Raw genomic sequence first — 20,656 nt, 5'->3', positions numbered from 1 at the left:
TTAGTTTATCCATTTGATCATTGTTTCTTCAATAACTCCTTTTTTAATGGGTTTTGAGATATAATCATTCATTCCCGCTTCTATACATTTATCTTTTTCCTCTTTATCCGTTCCCGCGGTCACGGCAATTATTGGAACGTTCTTGCCTGTTTCCAGATTCCGTATGGCCTTTGTTGCTTCCCAACCGTTCATTATCGGCATCTGGATGTCCATGAAAATAATATCTGGATTTATGGTTTCAAATTGTACAAAAGCTTCTTGACCGTTTAAAATTTCAAAAACAACCGCATTTAAAAACACTTTTTTAACAATTGTATTCAATAATAACATGTTGATTTTATTGTCTTCAACAATCATTACTTTAAGTTGTTTGGAGTTATGGTCATTTGTTTTAAAAATAACGTCATTATCATTATCGTCAGGACTATGCATTTGGCTTTCGTTTGCCTCTTCATTACTGGTATTTAAATCTATATCAAAATAAAAAGTGCTGCCCAATTCTATTTTACTTTCAAGTTGCAAATGGCTGTCCATTAAACCTAATAATTGATTCGAAATAGTTAGACCTAATCCTGTTCCTCCATATTTCCGGGTTGTTGAGTTGTCTTCTTGGGAAAAAGCCCTGAAAATTTTCTTCTGGTTTTCTTCGAGTATTCCAATGCCTGAATCTATCACTGCAAAACGGATAATGGTTCTGGAACCATTTGTTTTTTCAAGTACTGAAACGTTTAATTTAACGGAGCCTTTCTCTGTGAATTTTACGGCATTAGACAAAAGATTGATCAGAATCTGTTTTAAACGAACAATATCTACCCAAAAGTATATTGGAACTTCCGGAGAGATATTTAGTTCTAAAAGAAGCTTTTTTTGATTGGATTCGTAAAATATTAAATCATTTATTTGACTCAAAATTTCCCTAATTTCGAATTTTTCGATAAATAAATCTAGTTTTCCCGCTTCAATTTTTGAAAAATCAAGAATGTCATTTATTATGTTTAACAAGGAATGAGCGGATTGGTTTACGGTAATCATATATTTTTCTTGAATATTTTCAAGATTGGTTTTCATTAACAAATCAGTAAAACCAATTATTCCGTTTAACGGCGTCCTGATTTCATGGCTCATATTGGCAAGGAATTCTGATTTTGCCTTATTGGCAGCTTCAGCTAATTGTTTTGCTTTTATGGCATCCTCGGCTTCTTTTTTATTTGTTATATCAAAAAATATCCCTCCAATATAACCAACTTTATCATCTTTTTTAATGGCATCTCCAAATTCTTCAACCCATACAGAATGACCGTTTTTATGGATGATTCTATAAATTATTTGGATCTTGGTGTTTTCTTCGATTAATTTTTTTGATGCATTTAGGGCATATTCCATGTCATCAGGATGAACTAAATCAATGAAATTAATTTTGTTTTCAAGAAATTCAGATTTATTATAACCTGTTAAGTTTTCTATTTCATCATTAATATAAATCTTGCTCCATTTCTCGTCAATATTAGATAAATATACAGTACCTGGAATATTATCGGCTAATAAGCGAAACTTTTCCTGGCTTTCAAATAGTATGGTTTCATTTCTATTTCTTTCCAATGCTGAAGAAATATTATTGGCAAGTGTCTGAAGAATATTGATTTCATCTTCCTTCCATTTTTTTTCCTTGTCACAATTATCAAAACCTATAAAACCTGAAAATTCATTTTCAATGTATATCGGTAAAATGAGTATCGTTTGAATTTTGTTGGCCAATAATAATTCTTTAAAAAAAGAATCTTTGAGTTGGCGGGTAACGGATTTGAAATGTTTTTTGTTTTTTGCCTGAGTTATGACTTCTTTTAGATTTTCATAAGTAAACTTTCGTAACTCAGTAATTTGCAAAGGAATGCCTTCCTTTGCCCATTTGAATTTTTGGCTGAATAAATTAGTTTTAAAATCTAACTCATAATAAAAAAGATGGTCTGATTTTGTTGCTTTTCCCATTATTTCATAGGTCTCGATAAACATTTCATTGATGTTTTTACTCGATACGAATTTTTCGGTACACAATGCCATTGCAGATAACAGTTTGCTCTTGTATCTCAGTTTTTTCTCTGCTTCATGCCGCCTTTGTGATGTTATGGCTAAAGAAATTATATCTGATATTGTTCGGGCAAAACTGATGTCTTCATCGTCCCAATTTCTTTGAACTTTTGTAGTCTCAAAACTAATGGTTCCAACTAAATCTCCATTGGAAAAAACAGGAATGTCAAGAACCGACGTAATGTTTTTTCTTCTAAAATAGCTTTCTTTGAATTCAGAGAGTTCCCATTTGTTGAAAACATCTGGAGCGCAAATTTGAATTTTGGTCTTTATTGATTCAAAATATACTGGAAATTCCTCTCTTTTTAAAACCACTTTTTCTCCATATTCATTGGTGTCTAGTTTATATAATTTTTTACGAGTAATGGTATCATCGGTATATTTCCAAAAACTGACCCGGTTACAGCCAGAAGATTTTGCGGCAGCTACTATAATTGTTTCGATTACTTCATTAAAATTTTTATAACTCCTGAAATTTGTCGTAGATAAAATTTTAATGGTTGTATTATACTGTTCTATTTTTTCTTGGCGTTTTTGATTTTTAGCTTCTATGTTTTTTAAATTGGTAATATCTCTGGCAATTCCGGAGTAACCAATAATTTTACCTGAATCATTCCTGCGGATAATTACTTTTTGGGAAACCCACAGTTCTTCTCCGTTCTTTTTCATTAACGGAAATTCAATAGTTGGGAAATCATCTTTGTTTTTTAGCAAAATATGATAAAACCCCATTATGTTATTGATGGAATCTTTTCGTAAGAATTCCGAATAATTTCGGTTAATAATTTCATTTTCATTATAACCTAAAATATTGATTGTGAAAGTATTAATAAATGTAAAATTGAAATTATCATCTACTTCAAAAATAATGTCAATTGAATTTTGAATCAATTTTTCATATTGATTTTGAATGTTAATTTCTTTAGTTATATCATTTCCTACCCCAATAATTAGATTTTCGGAGTGTTTTTTATCTTTCCATTGGATGTATTTGTATTCGCCATTTTTACATTTTAATTTTCTGATATATAAACTCTCGTCAATATTATTTTCATAATATTTTTCTTTAAAAAATTCCGGATCTTCGGTAAGTTTCCAAAATCCTAATCCCATAACTTCTTCTACGGAATATCCTAAAATTGAGGTTATCGTTTCACTACAAAAAGAAATTTCACCCATCTTATTTGTTGCGATTATAAGTGAGTTTCCTTTATTTACAATTTCATTGGTAAAACGGAATTTGTCTTTAATATTTAATAAAGATACGTGTCTTACATAATTTATTATCAGAACTATTAAAGTGTAGTTAAATAAAATATCGGTTGATTCCAATGATATTATTTCAAAAGCAAAAAGGATGAATAGGAAGACAAAAACGGATATGACAAAAAACCAATACAATTTTATTGGTTTTAGAACATCATAGGAAAAGAAAAAGGATATTACAAAGGCTATAAGGGGTAGTATATCAAATGAATTAAATATTATATTTCTGGAGATTGAACAAAAAGAGATTATAAAAACTACCTTAAAAATATGCTGTATGTTCCGAAATACATAGGATGATTTTTTGCTGACAAAATAAATTATCAAGAAAAAAGCACCTAAACTGCAATTTATGATTAATAAACTTTTAGGTCTCACATTGAAAATTTCGAAAGTAATTTCTATAAGAGGAACTAAAATTCCTAAAAACAAGAAATAGAGTTGGTATTCTTCATTTTTCGATTCCTTTTTGGGGTAGTCTTCTGCGTATTGATTATTTAGTGCAGATTTAATTTTTAAAAATTTGTAAATCAATAAAAAAACAAATAAAATTAAAAATGGAACTACAATTCCAAATAAATGATTACTGATAATCAATTGATCTATCGAAATAGAACTATCGATAAACATAATGTCAGGAATAGAAAAAAAATCTTTTAGGCTCGAAATAATTGTTAATAAAAGATTATACGACATGTTATGTAGAACTTTTTGGTTAGGTATAAGATTAGATTTGGGGTCGCATCTTAAGTTTATAAAAATAAGTTTTTTTTTGTAATAATGACAAATAAAAAAATTAGTTATTATTGTCAGAAAAATCACTAAAATTAAGTAGCTGTTTTCTCTGATTCGCTTTCAGATTCAAATCCAATAATTGTACTATAAATACAATAATTCATTGAATATATAAATGGAATTGTGAAAAATATCCCAATAATAAATCCGATTAAACCCGTCATCGACGCAACACCGGCCACAAATACTAATCCAAACAATAATAACGGTTGTTTTGTAACAATTGTAATACTTGATTTAATGGCATCAACAGCTTTCAATTTTCCAAAAACAATAAGTGGAATTGTCAAAAAAGTTAAAAATGATATTAACAGGGCAATCAACGAACCAATCATTTTGATTCCTGAAAAATCAAGTAGAAGGGAAAATCCTGAACTAGCTAATGTAATTAAGAAAGTTGAGACAAAAATTTCCTTAAAATAAGGAGCTTTGTAATATTCGAACATTGTTGAAACATGAAATTCTTCTCCTTTTTCTCCGCAATCTGCCATTTTTAGAAATCCTGCCTGAAAAGGGCTCATCAAACAGGTAAATAAAATTAGACTAACTGAATAAATTAACAGAAAATTTTCCGAAAAATTCTCGGGTTTTAAATTCTCGGGTTTTAAACTTTCGGTCACGGTGTCAACACCAAAAATAGAAACTGCCACCCCTGCAATCAGTACTCCAAAAAGAATTGTAAAAACCAAAAGCATTAATCCGGCATACAGGGCTATTTTTTTATAATTTTCGAATGTATGTTCGAAAACAATTCCAAAATCAAGAGGGTATCCATTGGTTTTTATTTCTTCTATTTTGTCTTTTATGAGCTTCATATTTTAGTTATTTGTTGATTGTAAAAATGTTATATTTTATAATATACTTCTTCAAAAGGGATTCTGAAACGTTCTCCGTAAACACCATGTTCCTCTCGGAGACCGCAAGCTATTACCATATTTATTTCGGATGAAGACGGCAAATTTAGTATTTTCTTGACTCTTAACGAGTCAAAACCTTCCATTGGGCAGGTGTCATAGTTTATGGCCGCCATACTTATCATAAAGTTTTGTGCGGCAAGTCCGGCACTTTTATGCGCTACAACACGCATGTCACTTTGCCTTGCTTGTCTATAAATGGGTCTAAAAATTCCAATGATTTGAAACGCCAGAAACTTTATCATTCCTAGAATCCCCAAAAAATCAAAGTAAAGGCTTGGCACAATTTTTTGGTAATAATTCATCGCAAACTTTTCCCTTTTTGAATATTCGGATGCTGGTTTATTTCCATATTGTGATTTTAAAAAAGCAATATTCGATTGCGCTCTTTTTTTCCACAAATCTTTTCTGACCACAACAACAACCATTTGTTGTGCCGTTTTTGCCGCATTTTGGTCAAAACTTGCCGTTGTGAATTGCTGTAGAATTTCAGGAGAAACGATGTGGTAAAACTCCCAGAGTTGCATATTACTGCTTGTGGCGGCCAGAGTTGCCAATTTGATACATTCTTTTATTTTTTGGTCATCAATGGGTTCATTCTTAAAAACCCGAACGGAACGTCGATATTGTATGGCAGCACTTACCGTTTTTTCATTGGTTACAACCATTTCAATATTTTTTTAATTGATGTTAACTTGTCTTTATAAGGTGCGTAACGCATTGGTAAATCTAACCAATTTGCTTTTTTTACGATTCCTTTTTTGTGCGAAAAAATGTCAAAACTCAGGCTTCCATGATAAGCACCAATGCCGCTATGACCTACACCTCCAAAAGGCAATCTCTTATTGGAAAAATGAACCACAGTATCATTGATGCAACCTCCACCAAAAGAATAGTCTTGAATTATTTTTTTTGAAAAGGCGTGGTTTTCGGTAAAGAGGTATAATGCCAATGGTTTTTCGTATTTGGAGATCACAGTATCAATTTCTGCATCATTTTCATAAGTAAGAATAGGTAATATCGGTCCAAATATCTCGGCTGCCATAATTTGACTTTCCAATGAAGTTTCCTCAATGAGAGTAGGGGCGATATAGCAAGTTGTTGCATCGGTTTGTCCCCCAAAAATCACTTTGTCTGGCTCAATCATGTCAACCAGGCGTTGCCAATTTTTTGTATTGATAATCCTTGCAAAATCAGGCGATAGTGAAGGATTGGCGCCATAAGCTTTGGTAATTTCGTCCTTTAAATAAGTTACGAAATGGCTTTTCATATCCTTTTGAACCAAGATATAATCGGGTGCAATACAAGTTTGTCCTGCATTAATGAATTTCCCCCAGACGATTCTTTTGGCTGCGAGTTTTAAATTGGCAGTTTCGTCAATTATACAAGGATTTTTTCCGCCAAGCTCAAGTGTCACTGGAGTCAGATTTTCTGCGGCTGCTTTTGCCACAATTTTGCCCACGGCGACACTTCCCGTAAAAAAGATGTAATCCCAGCGCTTAGAAAGTAATTGTTGTGAAACTTCAATCCCGCCTTCAATAACTTCAACATGGTTTTTATCGAATATTTTACGAATTATTTTAGCAATAATTTCGGAGGTTTTTGGTGTGAGTTCCGACGGTTTCACCACGACTTGATTTCCTGCAGCAAAGGCCGAAATCAAAGGACAAAGTGCCAATTGGAAAGGATAATTCCAAGGAGCAATTACTAATACTTTTCCATAAGGTTCTTTATAGATATAATCTTTGGAGGGAAAATTGAGTATTGATGGAAATACTCTTTTTGGTTTGGACCAACGTTTTAAATTCTTTATGGTATCTTTTAATTCCAAAATAACATAACTGGTTTCCGTGAGCACTGCTTCAAAAGCAGGTTTTTTGAAATCGTCGTATAAAGCTTGAATAATTTCGTTTTCATGAATGATAATGGCATTCAACAACTTTGTCAAGGTTTCTTTTCTGAAGTTGATGTTGGTTTTGTTTTCCATAATTCAAAATGGTGTCTTTTAGCTATTGAAAGTTATTTTGGAAACGGGATAAATCAGTCTAAATTATAGAAACCCAAATCGATATCCCATGTAAATATCGGCTTGTTTACTATTACTTGTTAGCGCCGTTATTATTGAGTTTGATCCAAGGAAAAATCCGCTTAATCTAAATCCTAAACCACCAGTTGTTCCTGAAATTTCATTAAAAGCGATTGGCATATATGCTTCAAAAAAACCTAAAGAGACTCTTGGTGTAACTGAAAAAATATTTTGGGAGGTGATTTGGCTATTTTTATTATTATTGTTCATTTTTTGTTGCAAAAATAGCGTAACATTCAATTTTGGAATTACTTTTAAATCGGCATAAAGATTTAAAACCGTTGGAAGTTTTACCTTGAAATCTTTTTTATCATCGACAAGGGTTACATAACCACTGTTCAAAAGGATATTTTCGATGTCTTTTACACCATTGGCATTTTGAAATTGATTTAAATTTAAACTTTGCGTACCTTGTATTTGTAATTTATAATCTTTTGAATAATTATCATTTGATTTGAAAGTCATACTTCCCATGTTTTTTAGGGCAGCACCCACCTTCAATTGATATGATTTTCCAGAACCTTTCAATTGATAGTCAAAACCAATGTCTGCAGCCATTCCGTTTAAACTACCAAAAAGAGATTGTGTATAATCACTGGTGTTATTAAAGCTATTGGCCAGACTACCCGTATAAGCAATATTCAAATTGGCATTGGCATCGGTAAGTTCTGAATTTCCAAGGGCATTTGTGGTAATTTTTCCCTGAAAATTTCCAGCGCCAATGTTAGCATAAGAACCCGGAAACAAAAGTTTTAATGTTAGGCCACCACTAAGTTTGCTTTTTTCATTTTCATAAATTTTGTGGGCAACTGAGAAACCAATTTCACCCCAAGCTGTAGTATTTATCCGTTGGTTGTTAGTATTGGAAATTATACTTGACCCACCGAAAGAATTTAATAGACTGTTTGTGAAAGCTTTACCAAGATTTGGATCAACATCAACAATGGTTGCTTTAACATGACCTTTTGAAGTTACCGCAAATCCCCAGTCTAATAATTTTATTGCGGCTCCCAATCCGTAAAATTCCGCATCAACATTAAAATTTACCGCACCGTCCCCCTTAAAAATCAAGTTTTCTAAATTATTTCCATTTACGATATCTTTAAAACCAACTTTATTATTGGATACATTAAGACTTGCAGAAAGCAGTTGTACTTCAAATTTGCTGTTTAAATTTGATAATTCCGATGGATTCATTCCGACATTTATAATCCCGACACGGGTGGAAGTACTTATTCCAGAATAATGATCTTGTGCAAAGGTTTGAATAAAAAATAAGGAACAAAAAATAAGCACGATGTTTTTCATAATAGTAGGTTTTTTTTGATGTTCCAAATGTAATTAAATATGTCAATTTATTATAAAGGGAATTGTTATTATTTAAACAAATTTTAATTATATTTCACTCAATGTATTCCAAATCACATCATTTGGAACTGGGGCGACAATTATGATATTTTCTTTGGAAACGGGATGTATGAAGACTAATTTTCTGGCATGAAGATGAATGCCTCCATCGAGATTACTGCGATCGAAACCGTATTTCAAATCGCCTTTTATGGGTGACCCGATAGCCGAAAGTTGCGCTCTAATTTGGTGATGTCTTCCTGTATGAAGATTGATTTCCAAGGCAAAATAGTTGTTGAGTTCTTTGATAATTTTATAATCTAAACTGGCAATTTTACTATCGGTAACTTCCTTACTATGTGCTTTTGAAGTATTGTTTTTCTCGTTTCTTTTCATAAAATGAACGAGTTTGTCTTCGGATTTTAAAGGCTTGTTTTTTACGATTGCCCAATAGGTTTTTTGGGTTTCCCTATTTTTGAACAATTCATTCAACCGCACTAATGCTTTACTGGTTCTGGCAAAAACTACTATTCCGGTTGTTGGCCTGTCCAATCTATGCACGACTCCCAGAAAAACATCTCCGGGCTTGTTGTATTTGTCTTTGATGTATTCTTTCACAACATCGGATAGTGGTTTATCACCCGTTTTGTCGCCTTGCACAATATCTCCCACACGCTTGTTAACCACGATAATATGATTGTCTTCGAGCAGGATTTGTAAGTTATTCTTGTCAGATAGTATTTTCATCAACTATTGTTGCTTCTTTATTTGGTTACAAAAATGGAGGTTTTATAATTGCTTTCCGCCAAATTCATTTTTTCGAAATATTTTTTGGGGATTTCTTGTTCGTTTTTCGTTGGAATTACGAAAAATATCTTTTTGTTCAAACTTAAAATGGAATCCAATTCCACTTCGGATTTTAGAACTTTGGCTTTGCCATTCGTATAAAATTGCCCCGAATAATTTTTTTCTTTCCAATAATACAACGGTATTTGTTTTTTTTCGTTTTTGGCATTTAGATTTTCCAAAAGATACTTATCGGAATTCATATAATAATCTAATTTTCCCGTGGCAAATAATGCAAAATAAGCAATAAATACTATAGCTGGAAAAATCAGTGCAATGCGAATTATCAGTTTCTTTTTTGTAAAATCTTCCCACCAATAAACGATTAAAAACATTATTGGGATTGCTACTGGAAGCATATAAGTATGCAGAATATTTTTAGAAAGCGTGAAAAATAGGGGAGTCCAGAGCATCCATAAAACCAAGAATGAAACCCAGCTATTTTTGAATATTGTTTTTCTTGTTTTCCATAATTTATACAACACAATTTGCATCCACGGAAGTCCAAAAACGAGCATAAAAGCCCAGATCATTCCTTTTGGTTGAGAGTGACCACTGCCGTATAAATCGCCTTTCCAGCCAGGTTCTACAAAGCGTTTGTAGTGTTCTCCCACTATGAAATAATCGAGAAAACCGGGTGTTTCTTGCTCTGCAAAATAATACCAAGGAATGGCAATTATTGCTGTTATAAGAATTCCGATGATTATCGAAAATTTAGAAAACAGTTCCCGAAATCTTTTGATATCCAAACAACACCATAAAAAAAGTGGTGGAAAAGTAAGTACAATTATTAATGGCCCTTTTGCCAATAATCCAAATCCTAACGCAACAAAAAACACATAATTCCAATAGGTTTTTCTCTCACTTTTCATAGTTTGCCAAAAGGAAATCATCATTATCGCAACACAAAATTCCAGAGTTGTATCTGTTGAAACAACGCCTGTATGGATTAAGAATTCAGGCATGGTCAATAAAATAAAACCTGGCAAATAAAAAGAAATCCCGCTCTTTTTCGCAATTTTTCCTGTAATAATTATTAATAGAATGCTTAATAAAAAAGAAGGGAATCTTGCGGCAAATTCATTTACTCCAAAAACAGCAAAACTTCCTGCAGATAGCCAAGTGGATAAGGGTGGTTTTGCCCAAAATGGAATTCCATAATCTATTTGTAAAACAATCCATTGGTTTGTTTCTTGCATAATTCTTGCAATTTCGGCATATCTTGCCTCAGTTTTATCCAATAAAGGAATTGTTGCTGTCAACAACAATCTAAAAAATGCGATAAGTATTACGGAAATGTATAGAATATAGGAGTTGTTTTTCAATTTTTTTGAAATCATTTACTGTAAGTTTGGGTTAGATTTATTCTTTGCTATTTTTTTATATTTTCGGCTAATTTCAAATAAATCAAGCCAAAGCTTAAAAAAATAGGTTGCTTTTACTTTAGAATCTCCCTTTTCGATCCATAATTTCAGTGGAACTTCGTGCATTTTTTTTATGGCTTTTTCCTTCCCGAAAATATGAATCATCCTGTAAAATATTTCCACGTCAAACAACCATTTTGATATGAATTCTTTTTGGAACAACTCCTCCGAGATCTCTTTTGTAAAAAGTTTACTGCCGCATTGCGTGTCATAAACTTTGATGTCAAGTATGTTAGAAATAAAAGTGGCCACGACTCTTCCTATCAAAAACCGACTGTTTTCACGTTCAATCGTAGAACCAATTTTCCTGATTCGTGAACCAAAACTAAAGATTATTTCCCCTTGCAAATGATTCCGGAGTTCAATAAATTCTTCTAATGTCGTTGCTAAATCAGCATCGAGATAACCAATGTATTGGTGTTTGAAGTTTATGTTGCAATAATTTATTCCCACTCTAACGGCTTCAGCTTTGCCCGAATTTTTTTCCAAAGAAAGAATGTGAATTTGAGTTTCGTGTTTTGACTTTAAAACATTTAGAATTTCCAAGGTATTATCTGTGGAACCATCATTTACAAAACAAATAAATGCCTCTGGATTATTTTCCAAAAAATTGGAATATTCACTATTTGAAATACCTTTTTCTTCATTATAACAAGGTATAATAATGGTGGTATTAGGTATTGGTAACATATAACTATTGTTTTATTTTTTGTCAAAAATACAGTTAAAATTACATTTTAACTTTAATTAAAAGTTAATACTGTTCTTTCTCATTTGGAAAGTCACTTGATTTTACGTCAGCAACATATTGGCTGATGGCAGTTGTCATCCCTTCATACAAATTCATATAGCGACGCAAAAATCGTGGACTAAACTCATTATTCATTCCCAGCATATCGTGAATGACCAAAACTTGACCATCAACGCCACCACCAGCTCCAATCCCTATTACGGGAATAGAAATACTTTGGGCCACTTTTTCGGCTAAATGTGCAGGAATTTTTTCGATAACTATTGCAAAGCAACCCAATTTTTCTAAAAGCTTGGCGTCTTCCATTAATTTTTTGGCTTCTTCTTCTTCTTTGGCACGAACGGTGTATGTTCCGAATTTATAAATAGATTGTGGGGTCAAACCCAAATGTCCCATAACGGGAATTCCGGCATTCAATATTCTTTTAATTGACTCTTTAACTTCACTTCCTCCTTCCAATTTCACGGCGTGTCCACCACTTTCCTTCATAATTCTTATGGCAGAACGTAACGCTTCTTTTGGGTCAGACTGGTAACTTCCAAAAGGCAAATCAACCACAACAAGCGCTCTTTCAACTGCTCTTACTACTGATGAGGCATGATAAATCATCTGATCTAAAGTAATGGGCAAAGTCGTTTCATGTCCAGCTATAACATTCGAAGCCGAATCTCCAACTAATATCACATCAACACCAGCTATATCAACGATTTTTGCCATGGTATAATCATAAGCAGTAAGCATGGAAATTTTTTCTCCGTCGGCTTTCATTTCGCTTAATGACTTTGTGGTAATTCTTTTATAATCTTTTTTTGATGCAGACATTCTATATATTTAGGAATTAAGATTTAGGAATAAAAGTGTAAAATTAGTCAAATTAAACATAAATCAAACAATCATAATATCTTTATAAAATCTTTATATCAAGTCGTGTTATATTATAAAATACTTACATCGTATCATTTAACTTTGTACCATTAAAAACAAGTAATTATTGTGAAAAGTATTTTAAGTCAAATAAAAATAAAAAATCAATATTTAATAAGCCTCTTGTCGGTAAGTATTGTTGCTTCACTATGTTTGTTTACCAGAAATTACCTGGAACATAAAGTTGTTGGTTATTTATTATTGGTCGTAGTTTCTTTATTAGCCATGTTTTTAGATATTCTTCCGGTGTTAATAAGTGCTGTTTTAAGTGCATTAATTTTAAATTTTTTCTTCATAGAACCGTATTATACATTTCATATTAATAGTGCAGAAGATACCTTATTATTGTTTTTATTCTTTCTGATAGCCCTCATTAATGGAGTTTTAACCCATAAAATCAGAAAGGCAGAAAAAATATTGCAAATAAAAGAGGTTAGGGTGAGTACAATGAAACTCTATAATGCGTTGTTAGATTCATTATCACATGAATTGCGCACACCCATTTCTACAATTATGGGTGCAATAGATACCATACAAAGCAAAACCATAACTATTTCCGATGAAAATAAGCAAAAATTATATTCAGAAATCGAAAAAGCATCCTTACGATTAAATCATCAAGTGGAGAATTTATTGAACATGTCCAGACTAGAATCGGGAGTAATACAGCCAAAAATGGATTGGTGTGATTTAAAAGAATTGATTTATAATGTTTTAGATAACCTAAAAGATGATTTGCAGTTTCATAAAATCGTAGTTAATGTCAATGAAAATTTGCCTCTTTTCAAATTAGATTATGGTTTGACGGAACAAATTATTTATAATTTGATTTTTAATGCTTCACAATATACGCCAAAGGGAGCCAAAATTGAAATCAAAGTGGAATACAATCCAAATGTTGATTTTGAATACAATCCAGAAAAATCAATGCCTTGCGTGATAACAATTGCCGACGATGGAAACGGTTTCCCTGTAGAAGAAATCGACAAAGTATTTGATAAGTTTTATAGATTACAAAATTCAAAAACGGGTGGAACAGGACTTGGATTATCTATCGTAAAAGGTTTTGTTGAAGCCCAAAACGGCACAATAACATTAGAAAATGGCGAGGAAGGTGGTTCTGTTTTTAAAATTAGATTCCCAGCATTAATTATGAATACCAAAGATATCTCAAATGAATAATTCAGCCAAAATATTAATCATAGATGATGAAGTCCAAATCAGGAGGCTGCTTGAAATTGCTTTAGATTCAAATGGATACGAAACTATTTTTGCCGTAAATGCAAAAGAAGGTTTGTCGCTAGCTGCAAATCATCAACCGGATTTAATCATTCTGGATTTGGGTTTGCCAGACGAAGACGGACAAGTTGTTTTAAAACGACTGAGAGAATGGTATAAAAATCCTATCCTAATTTTAACAGTGAAAAACACCGAAGACGAAATTGTAAAAGCACTTGATAACGGAGCCAATGATTATTTGTCAAAGCCATTCAGAACGCAAGAATTGTTGGCAAGAATTCGAACCGCATTGCGTAATTTAATTCAGCACGAAAATGAACCCCTAGTCGAGTTTGGGGATGTTTTTATTGATTTTACTTCGAGAATTGTCAAGTTAAAAAATGAAATTCTAAAACTTACCACAACCGAATATAATTTGCTTTCCATTTTAGTAAAGAATGAAGGGAGAGTTCTGACACATCAATATTTGCTGAAACAGGTGTGGGGAAACAGTTATTCAGATCAAACACAATACTTACGCGTTTTCGTGGCCCAACTCCGCAAAAAAATTGAAGAAGATCCAAATAGACCCAAATTTATCATAACAGAATCCGGAGTGGGTTACCGCTTTAATATGGATTAAAAAATTAATTATTTTTTCAAAATGGATGTAATTATAGTGGTTCAAATCATTGTGATAAGGATTTCCATGCCAACAAAATTATCTTAAAATTAAATTTAAAATGAACAAATCTACCCTTCAAAAAGTCACTGCTGCATCGCTTTTAGTAGCCTTGGGAATTATCTATGGTGACATTGGAACAAGTCCTTTATATGTAATGAAAGCCATTATTAAAGATAGGGAAATATCAAAATTACTCGTTTACGGAGGCGTTTCCTGTATTTTTTGGACGCTTACTTTTCAAACAACAATCAAATATGTTTTATTGACACTTTCGGCAGATAATCACGGTGAAGGCGGAGTTTTTTCACTTTATGCTTTGGTAAAACGTTTTGGAAAAGGAAAACTGGTAATCCCGACAATTCTTGGTGCAACGACACTTTTGGCTGACGGAATTATTACTCCTCCTATTTCTGTGGCTTCAGCCGTTGAGGGTTTGGGAGATGTGGTTCCCGGTATTCCGATACTTCCAATAGTAATTGTTATTTTATCGGGATTGTTCTTTTTTCAAAGGTTTGGAACTCAAAAAGTGGGTTTCTTTTTTGGCCCGGCCATGGTGGTTTGGTTTTCGATGCTTTTTGTCTTGGGATCTATTCAAATATTGGAACATCCAGCAATTTTCAGTGCATTGAACCCAATGTATGCCTATGAATTATTGGTTGAATATCCCCACGGTTTTTGGCTGTTGGGTGCCGTTTTTTTATGTACCACTGGTGCCGAAGCGTTGTATTCAGATTTGGGGCATTGCGGGAAAAAGAACATCAGAATCACTTGGATTTTTGTTAAAATATCCTTGGTTATCAATTATTTAGGACAGGCGGCTTGGCTGATGACTCAAGGAAATACATTTCTTGAAGGGAGAAATCCGTTTTTTACCATTATGCCCCAATGGTTTCTTTTTTCGGGAGTAATAATCGCCACATTTGCTGCAGTTATTGCCTCTCAAGCATTGATAAGCGGTTCCTATACTTTAATTAATGAAGCGATGTCGCTCAATTTCTGGCCTCGCGTAACAATGAAAAATCCAACCAATTTAAAAGGACAAATATATATACCATCTATAAATACTATTCTTTGGTTTGGCTGTATTTTGATGATTTTGTATTTTAAAAATTCCTCAAATATGGAGGCGGCTTACGGTTTTTCGATAACTGTAGCGATGCTGATGACAACGGTGCTTTTAAATTATTATTTGATTTATGTTAAAAAATTAAACAGGGTTTTGATAGGTGTAATTATAACGGCTTTCGGTGTTATTGAAATAGCCTTTTTCATTGCCAATATCATAAAAATTAAACAACGTTGGATGTTCCTGTTTTTTGAGCTTTTCATTTTCATGACGATGTATGTATGGTATTATGCAAGAAAAACGAATAATAAATTCCTGAGGTTCACTAATTTAGTTGAACATACTCAACAGCTTGAGGAACTGAGCAATGACGACAGTATTCCTAAATATGCCACCCATTTAATTTACTTGTCAAAAGCGGATAGAAATTACGAAATAGAAGAAAAAATATTGAAATCCATTTTTTCCAAAAAACCGAAAAGAGCTGATGTTTACTGGTTTTTTCATATCAATAGAACCAATGACCCTTTTACTTTGAATTATGAAGTTATCGAATTATTAGATGACAAAGTAATCAAAATTGTTCTCAATGTTGGTTTTAGAATTCAGCCAAAAGTGGAGTTGTATTTCAAGAAAATAGTTCAAGATTTGGTTAAAAACAAAGAATTAAATTTGCATATTCGTCCGGATGGTTCTACAAAATATAATTCGGAACCCGATTTCAAATTCATTATTTTAGAAAAATTCTTGTCTGTCGAAAATGAATTTTCAGTAAAAGAAGGATTTTTATTGAATTCCTATTATTTGCTGAAACATTGGTCACTTTCTGACACGAGAGCCTACGGATTGGACAAAAGTGATGTTGAAATTGAAGAAGTACCCATCGTTTATCAACCCATTGCAAAATTGGAATTGGAAAGGAAGTAGATTTGACAGGGCAAATAAAAATCAGATTTCAGATTAAGAATGGTAAACATCTTGACTGAAATCTGATTTTTTTGCTGTAAACTGCGACAAAATATCTTCTTAACAATCAGCCATGTTTAATTGAAGATTGGTAATATTAATTTTTTTTAACCAAACTGAAATCAATCAAAAAAGCAATTATAATTCCAAGAATATAATAAATCAAATCGCTCCAAAGAAAGCCTTGTCCCATTGCATAGTGACCTAGCGGAGTTCTTCGAATTGCTAAAATCCATTCGGCTCTATAAAGTTGAAGGAACTCAATGCAAAAACAAAAAACTAAAGCAAGTATTATTGTCTTTACAAAACTATTATTTATAAGGAGGAACCGCATACAATAATAAACCATAACAGCATATAGGGTGTCTCCAAAAAACGTTGGAATACCATCAATATTTCTAGATAATATACCAAGTATGATTACAGAAACTATTATAATGAAATAAGAAAATCGATTGTTTTTTAGCATAATAAATTAACAATCTGCCATATTCACGGCAATTGCCAAACCTCCTTTGGAAGTTTCTTTGTATTTATTGTTCATATCCTTTGCCGTTTCCCACATCGTATTGATGACTTTATCCAATGGAACTTTAGCGTTTTTTGGGTCGGTTTCCAAAGCCAATTCGGCAGCGTTTATGGCTTTAATCGCTCCCATAGTGTTTCTTTCGATACACGGAATCTGGACCAAACCGCCAACCGGGTCGCAAGTTAATCCAAGATGATGCTCCATCGCGATTTCGGCAGCCATCAAAACTTGTGCGGGAGTTCCGCCCATTAATTCGCATAAAGCCGCCGCGGCCATTGCCGAGGAAACTCCAATTTCTGCCTGACAACCACCCATTGCCGCTGAAATAGTGGAACCCTTTTTGAAAACACTTCCTATTTCGCTGGCAACCATCAGGAATTGTTTGATTTCTTTTTCGCCGGCCTCGTGGTTTTCTATGACCAAATAATACATCAAAACTGCCGGGATTACGCCAGCACTTCCGTTGGTCGGGGCAGTAACCACACGACCTAAAGCAGCGTTAACCTCGTTTACCGCCAGTGCAAAACAGCTCACCCATTTCAGGATTTGGCGAAATTTCACTTCTGTTTTTCTAATTTCTTCGAGCCAAGTTTGTGGCGAATCATAATTGGCCAAGCCAATGAGGTGTTGGTGCATATCAAACGCCCTGCGGCGAACATTCAAGCCACCGAGAAGGATACCTTCGGAATGGCAACCGATGTACATACATTCGAGCATCGTGTTCCAAATACGCATTAATTCGTGATGAATTTCAGCTTCGGGACGCATCGATTTTTCGTTTTCGTACACGATTTCCGAAATGGTTTTGTTTTCCTGAATGGTATAATTCAAAAGCTCTTCGGCTTTGTTTATGGGGAAAGGAAAGGCACATTTTATCTGGATTTTCTTTTTGGCATTGTCACGCTCTTCTTTCACTACGAATCCGCCACCAATGGAGTAAAAGGTCGAATTGTATTCGCTTTCGTCCAATGTGTAAGCCGTAAAAGTCATTCCATTAGCGTGAAAAGGGAGAAAATTTTTATTGAAGACAATGTCTTTTGAAAAGTGGAAGGGAACAATTTTTTCGTTCCCCAGATTGATTTCATTTTCGGCCTTGATGGATTTTGTAATTCCCGAGATGTTTTCTATTGGAATATATTCGGGATCTTGGCCGCTTAAACCCAGCATAATGGCTAAATCCGTGGCGTGGCCTTTTCCCGTCAAGGAAAGCGAACCATATAAATCTACTTTTACCCTGTTGATGGAATGAATTAGGTTTTCATTGCGCAATTCTCCAAGAAAACTTTCCGCAGCACGCCAAGGGCCAAGTGTGTGTGAACTAGAAGGACCAATACTAATTTTCAGCATATCAAAAACCGAGATACATTCTTCCATTAACTATATCGTTTTAGTTATGCAAAGATAACAGAATGAAATAAAGATTGGAGTTAAAAATTCTCTTGTATTATTTTTTTTATAATTGACATTGCTTTAGAAAATTTACTTTTTAATTATAAATCGTTTTCCATTTCAATTCTGTTTCTTTAAAAATATCAATTTCTAAAGAAACAGAATTGGAATAGATTTCATTTGTATCATTGGATTTTTATTATTTGTATTTAAAAAGAGATTCTTTTGCACGGATAAAATTTATAAATTAATGATTGATAATTTATTTTAGTAGATTTATTTACGATAAGATGGTTAAGTTTATACATTATATTAGAATTTACATTCTTATTACAATTAAAGCATTTATGTTATGAAAATATTATTAATTGAAGATGAATTTGAGTTACAAAAAAGCATCAAGCAATACTTTGAAATGGAAGGTAATATTGTAGAAATTGCTTTGGATTATGGTAAAGCGGAACAAAAAATAGCCATTTACGATTATGATTGTATATTAGTTGATATTACTTTGCCAGATGGTTCAGGATTGGATTTAATAAAAGAAATAAAAAACAAAAAATCCAAAGCTGGAATTATTATTATTTCGGCAAAGAATTCTCTTGATGATAAAATATATGGCTTAGATCTTGGTGCGGATGATTATTTACCAAAACCGTTTCACCTTTCGGAACTCAATTCGAGAATAAAAGCATTAATTAGAAGAAAAAGTTTCGATGGAAATTTAGAAATTGTTACCAATGAAATTAAAATTTTACCATTCGAAAGAAGTGTTTTTGTTCACAATAAAAAGGTGGTCTTGACTTCAAAGGAATATGATTTATTACTTTACTTTATAGCAAACAAAAATCGTGTAGTGAGCAAAAATGCTTTAGCAGAGCATCTTTGGGGGGATAATGCCGATAGATTGGACAACTTTGATTTCATATACAATCACGTAAAAAATTTGCGTAAAAAACTACTCGAAAAAAAATGCGAAGATTATTTGCGAACTATTTATGGAATAGGTTATAATTTTAAAACGCAAGAATGAAATTACTCGTAAAAACCAGTTTATATTACTTGATAGTAAGCATTCCCATTTTAATAATTTCGGGATTTATATGTTATTATTTTATTACCAAAGAAGTAAGAGATAGCAATAATGAATTATTAACCAATCAGAAAACTATTGTTGAGCAATATTTAAAAAATAATGATGCTGTTTCCTTACATTTAATCACAAAAAGCAAAGAAGCCCAAATAGATAAAATCACGAATCCCAATTTTAAAATGGGTACAAAAGATATATTCTCCGACACTTTAATTCTTGATAAAAAGGAAAATGAGTTGGCACCTAATCGAATGATTACGGCTTTTGTAAAGATTCGAAATACAAATTATCAAATCAAGATTTGGCGCAGCACCCTAGAATTTAACGATTTGATTGAAGGTATTTTATATCTATTGATTTTTATTTTGATTTTCTTGTTTTTGAGCTCTTTGCTAATTAATTTTTGGATTTCAAAAACACTTTGGAAACCATTTTATAATACAATTCATAAACTAAAAACTTTTCGTGCCAGTGACAACCATATTCCTGTGTTTGAAAATGCCTCTGTAAATGAATTCAATGAATTGAATAATTCCCTTATCGGAATGACGAACAAAATGATTTTAGATTACAATGGACAAAAGAAATTTACAGAAAATGCTTCCCACGAAATTCAAACACCACTGGCAGTAATAAAATCGAAAGTTGATTTGCTTATTCAATCTGAAAATCTAAAAGAAAATGATGTTGAACTAATAGTTGCTATTGACGATGCTTGTTCTAAATTAATTCGGTTAAACAAATCCCTTTTATTACTTACAAAAATTGAGAATAGGCAATTTAAAACTATAGAAAAAGTGTCATTTGAAAAAATTATTGATGACTCATTGGTTTTATTTGAAGAACATATTAAAGCCAATAAGATAGAAGTTATTAAAAATATTGAAGATGATTTTTTTGTTAATATGAATCCAGATTTGGGTCTGGTTCTCATTAATAACTTACTTCAAAATGCCATCAGACATAATATTGAAGGTGGAAGTATTATTCTTTTTATTCAAAAAAATAAGTTTATTATATGCAATAGTGGTAAAGAAGAACCATTGAATATGGCTAGTCTATATGAGAGGTTTCAAAAAAAATCAGCTTCAAATCAATCAATAGGATTGGGTTTAGCGATTGGTAAAGAAATAGTCGAAATTAGTGGATTGTTATTGAAATATAAGTTTATAAATAGCAACCATCGTTTTACTTTGACGATTAAAAAAACTGATTTTCAACAGTTTTAAAATAGAAATAAAATAGAATTGCAACTCATATTTGTAGTGTAAA

The 20,656-nt window shown here is 32.5% G+C and carries 16 protein-coding genes; 5 read left to right on the top strand and 11 right to left on the bottom strand.

Annotated elements, in window-relative coordinates:
• The 9 genes from B2145_RS09495 to panB form a co-directional block, all read right to left on the bottom strand.
• Complete coding sequence (locus B2145_RS09495; RefSeq protein ID WP_291101496.1) at window positions 1-3,417, bottom strand: PAS domain S-box protein; 3,417 nt, start codon at window positions 3,415-3,417, stop codon at window positions 1-3.
• Between the two features lie 761 nt (window positions 3,418-4,178).
• Window positions 4,179-4,961: a hypothetical protein gene (locus tag B2145_RS09490; protein WP_291101493.1), complete on the bottom strand. Its 783-nt coding sequence runs from the start codon at window positions 4,959-4,961 to the stop codon at window positions 4,179-4,181.
• A gap of 29 nt (window positions 4,962-4,990) precedes the next feature.
• A complete protein-coding gene (locus tag B2145_RS09485) occupies window positions 4,991-5,728 on the bottom strand; it encodes a nitroreductase family protein (protein WP_291101490.1) in 738 nt (245 codons plus the stop codon).
• The gene (locus B2145_RS09480) at window positions 5,719-7,047 is read right to left on the bottom strand and encodes an aldehyde dehydrogenase (protein ID WP_291101487.1); all 1,329 of its coding nucleotides are present in this window, start codon (window positions 7,045-7,047) and stop codon (window positions 5,719-5,721) included. The genes B2145_RS09485 and B2145_RS09480 overlap by 10 nt, the downstream gene beginning before the upstream one ends.
• Before the next feature lie 63 nt (window positions 7,048-7,110).
• Entirely contained in the window at window positions 7,111-8,454 is a 1,344-nt protein-coding gene (locus B2145_RS09475) for a hypothetical protein (protein WP_291101484.1), read from the bottom strand.
• A gap of 87 nt (window positions 8,455-8,541) precedes the next feature.
• Window positions 8,542-9,240, bottom strand: coding sequence for an RluA family pseudouridine synthase (locus B2145_RS09470; RefSeq protein WP_291101481.1), 699 nt, complete (start codon window positions 9,238-9,240; stop codon window positions 8,542-8,544).
• 17 nt (window positions 9,241-9,257) lie between these two features.
• Window positions 9,258-10,679 (bottom strand): ArnT family glycosyltransferase, encoded by a 1,422-nt coding sequence (locus tag B2145_RS09465; RefSeq protein ID WP_291101478.1) that lies wholly within the window; start codon window positions 10,677-10,679, stop codon window positions 9,258-9,260.
• Window positions 10,680-11,453: a glycosyltransferase gene (locus B2145_RS09460; protein WP_291101475.1), complete on the bottom strand. Its 774-nt coding sequence runs from the start codon at window positions 11,451-11,453 to the stop codon at window positions 10,680-10,682. It abuts the gene before it with no gap.
• Between the two features lie 64 nt (window positions 11,454-11,517).
• Window positions 11,518-12,336: a 3-methyl-2-oxobutanoate hydroxymethyltransferase gene (gene panB, locus B2145_RS09455; protein WP_291101472.1), complete on the bottom strand. Its 819-nt coding sequence runs from the start codon at window positions 12,334-12,336 to the stop codon at window positions 11,518-11,520.
• Window positions 12,337-12,507: 171 nt separating this feature from the next.
• On the opposite strand from panB, the gene B2145_RS09450 reads away from it, so the two are divergent.
• The 3 genes from B2145_RS09450 (at window position 12,508) to B2145_RS09440 (ending at window position 16,334) form a co-directional block, all read left to right on the top strand.
• On the top strand, window positions 12,508-13,620 hold the full coding sequence (locus B2145_RS09450; protein WP_291101470.1) for a sensor histidine kinase: 1,113 nt from the start codon (window positions 12,508-12,510) through the stop codon (window positions 13,618-13,620).
• On the top strand, window positions 13,613-14,299 hold the full coding sequence (locus B2145_RS09445) for a response regulator (protein ID WP_291101467.1): 687 nt from the start codon (window positions 13,613-13,615) through the stop codon (window positions 14,297-14,299). Before B2145_RS09450 ends, B2145_RS09445 begins: the two co-directional genes overlap by 8 nt.
• 100 nt (window positions 14,300-14,399) lie before the next feature.
• Entirely contained in the window at window positions 14,400-16,334 is a 1,935-nt protein-coding gene (locus B2145_RS09440) for a KUP/HAK/KT family potassium transporter (RefSeq protein WP_291101464.1), read from the top strand.
• A 136-nt stretch (window positions 16,335-16,470) separates the two neighbouring features.
• Here the strand turns inward: B2145_RS09440 and B2145_RS09435 are convergent, their stop codons facing one another.
• Both B2145_RS09435 and B2145_RS09430 read right to left on the bottom strand, forming a co-directional pair.
• Window positions 16,471-16,842, bottom strand: a complete 372-nt coding sequence (locus tag B2145_RS09435) for a DUF2809 domain-containing protein (RefSeq protein WP_291101462.1) — start codon at window positions 16,840-16,842, stop codon at window positions 16,471-16,473.
• Between the two features lie 6 nt (window positions 16,843-16,848).
• Window positions 16,849-18,276, bottom strand: a complete 1,428-nt coding sequence (locus B2145_RS09430) for an L-serine ammonia-lyase (protein ID WP_291101459.1) — start codon at window positions 18,274-18,276, stop codon at window positions 16,849-16,851.
• 367 nt (window positions 18,277-18,643) lie between these two features.
• Between B2145_RS09430 and B2145_RS09425 the strand changes: the two genes are divergently transcribed.
• A complete protein-coding gene (locus B2145_RS09425; RefSeq protein WP_291101456.1) occupies window positions 18,644-19,324 on the top strand; it encodes a response regulator transcription factor in 681 nt (226 codons plus the stop codon).
• On the top strand, window positions 19,321-20,613 hold the full coding sequence (locus tag B2145_RS09420) for a sensor histidine kinase (RefSeq protein ID WP_291101453.1): 1,293 nt from the start codon (window positions 19,321-19,323) through the stop codon (window positions 20,611-20,613). The genes B2145_RS09425 and B2145_RS09420 overlap by 4 nt, the downstream gene beginning before the upstream one ends.
• Window positions 20,614-20,656: the final 43 nt, after the last annotated feature.

The organism is Flavobacterium sp. UBA5153, assembly GCA_002413745.1.
Lineage (GTDB): Bacteria > Bacteroidota > Bacteroidia > Flavobacteriales > Flavobacteriaceae > Flavobacterium.
Note: the sequence above shows the minus strand (reverse complement) of the source record. Positions and strands in the feature narration are given on the sequence as shown.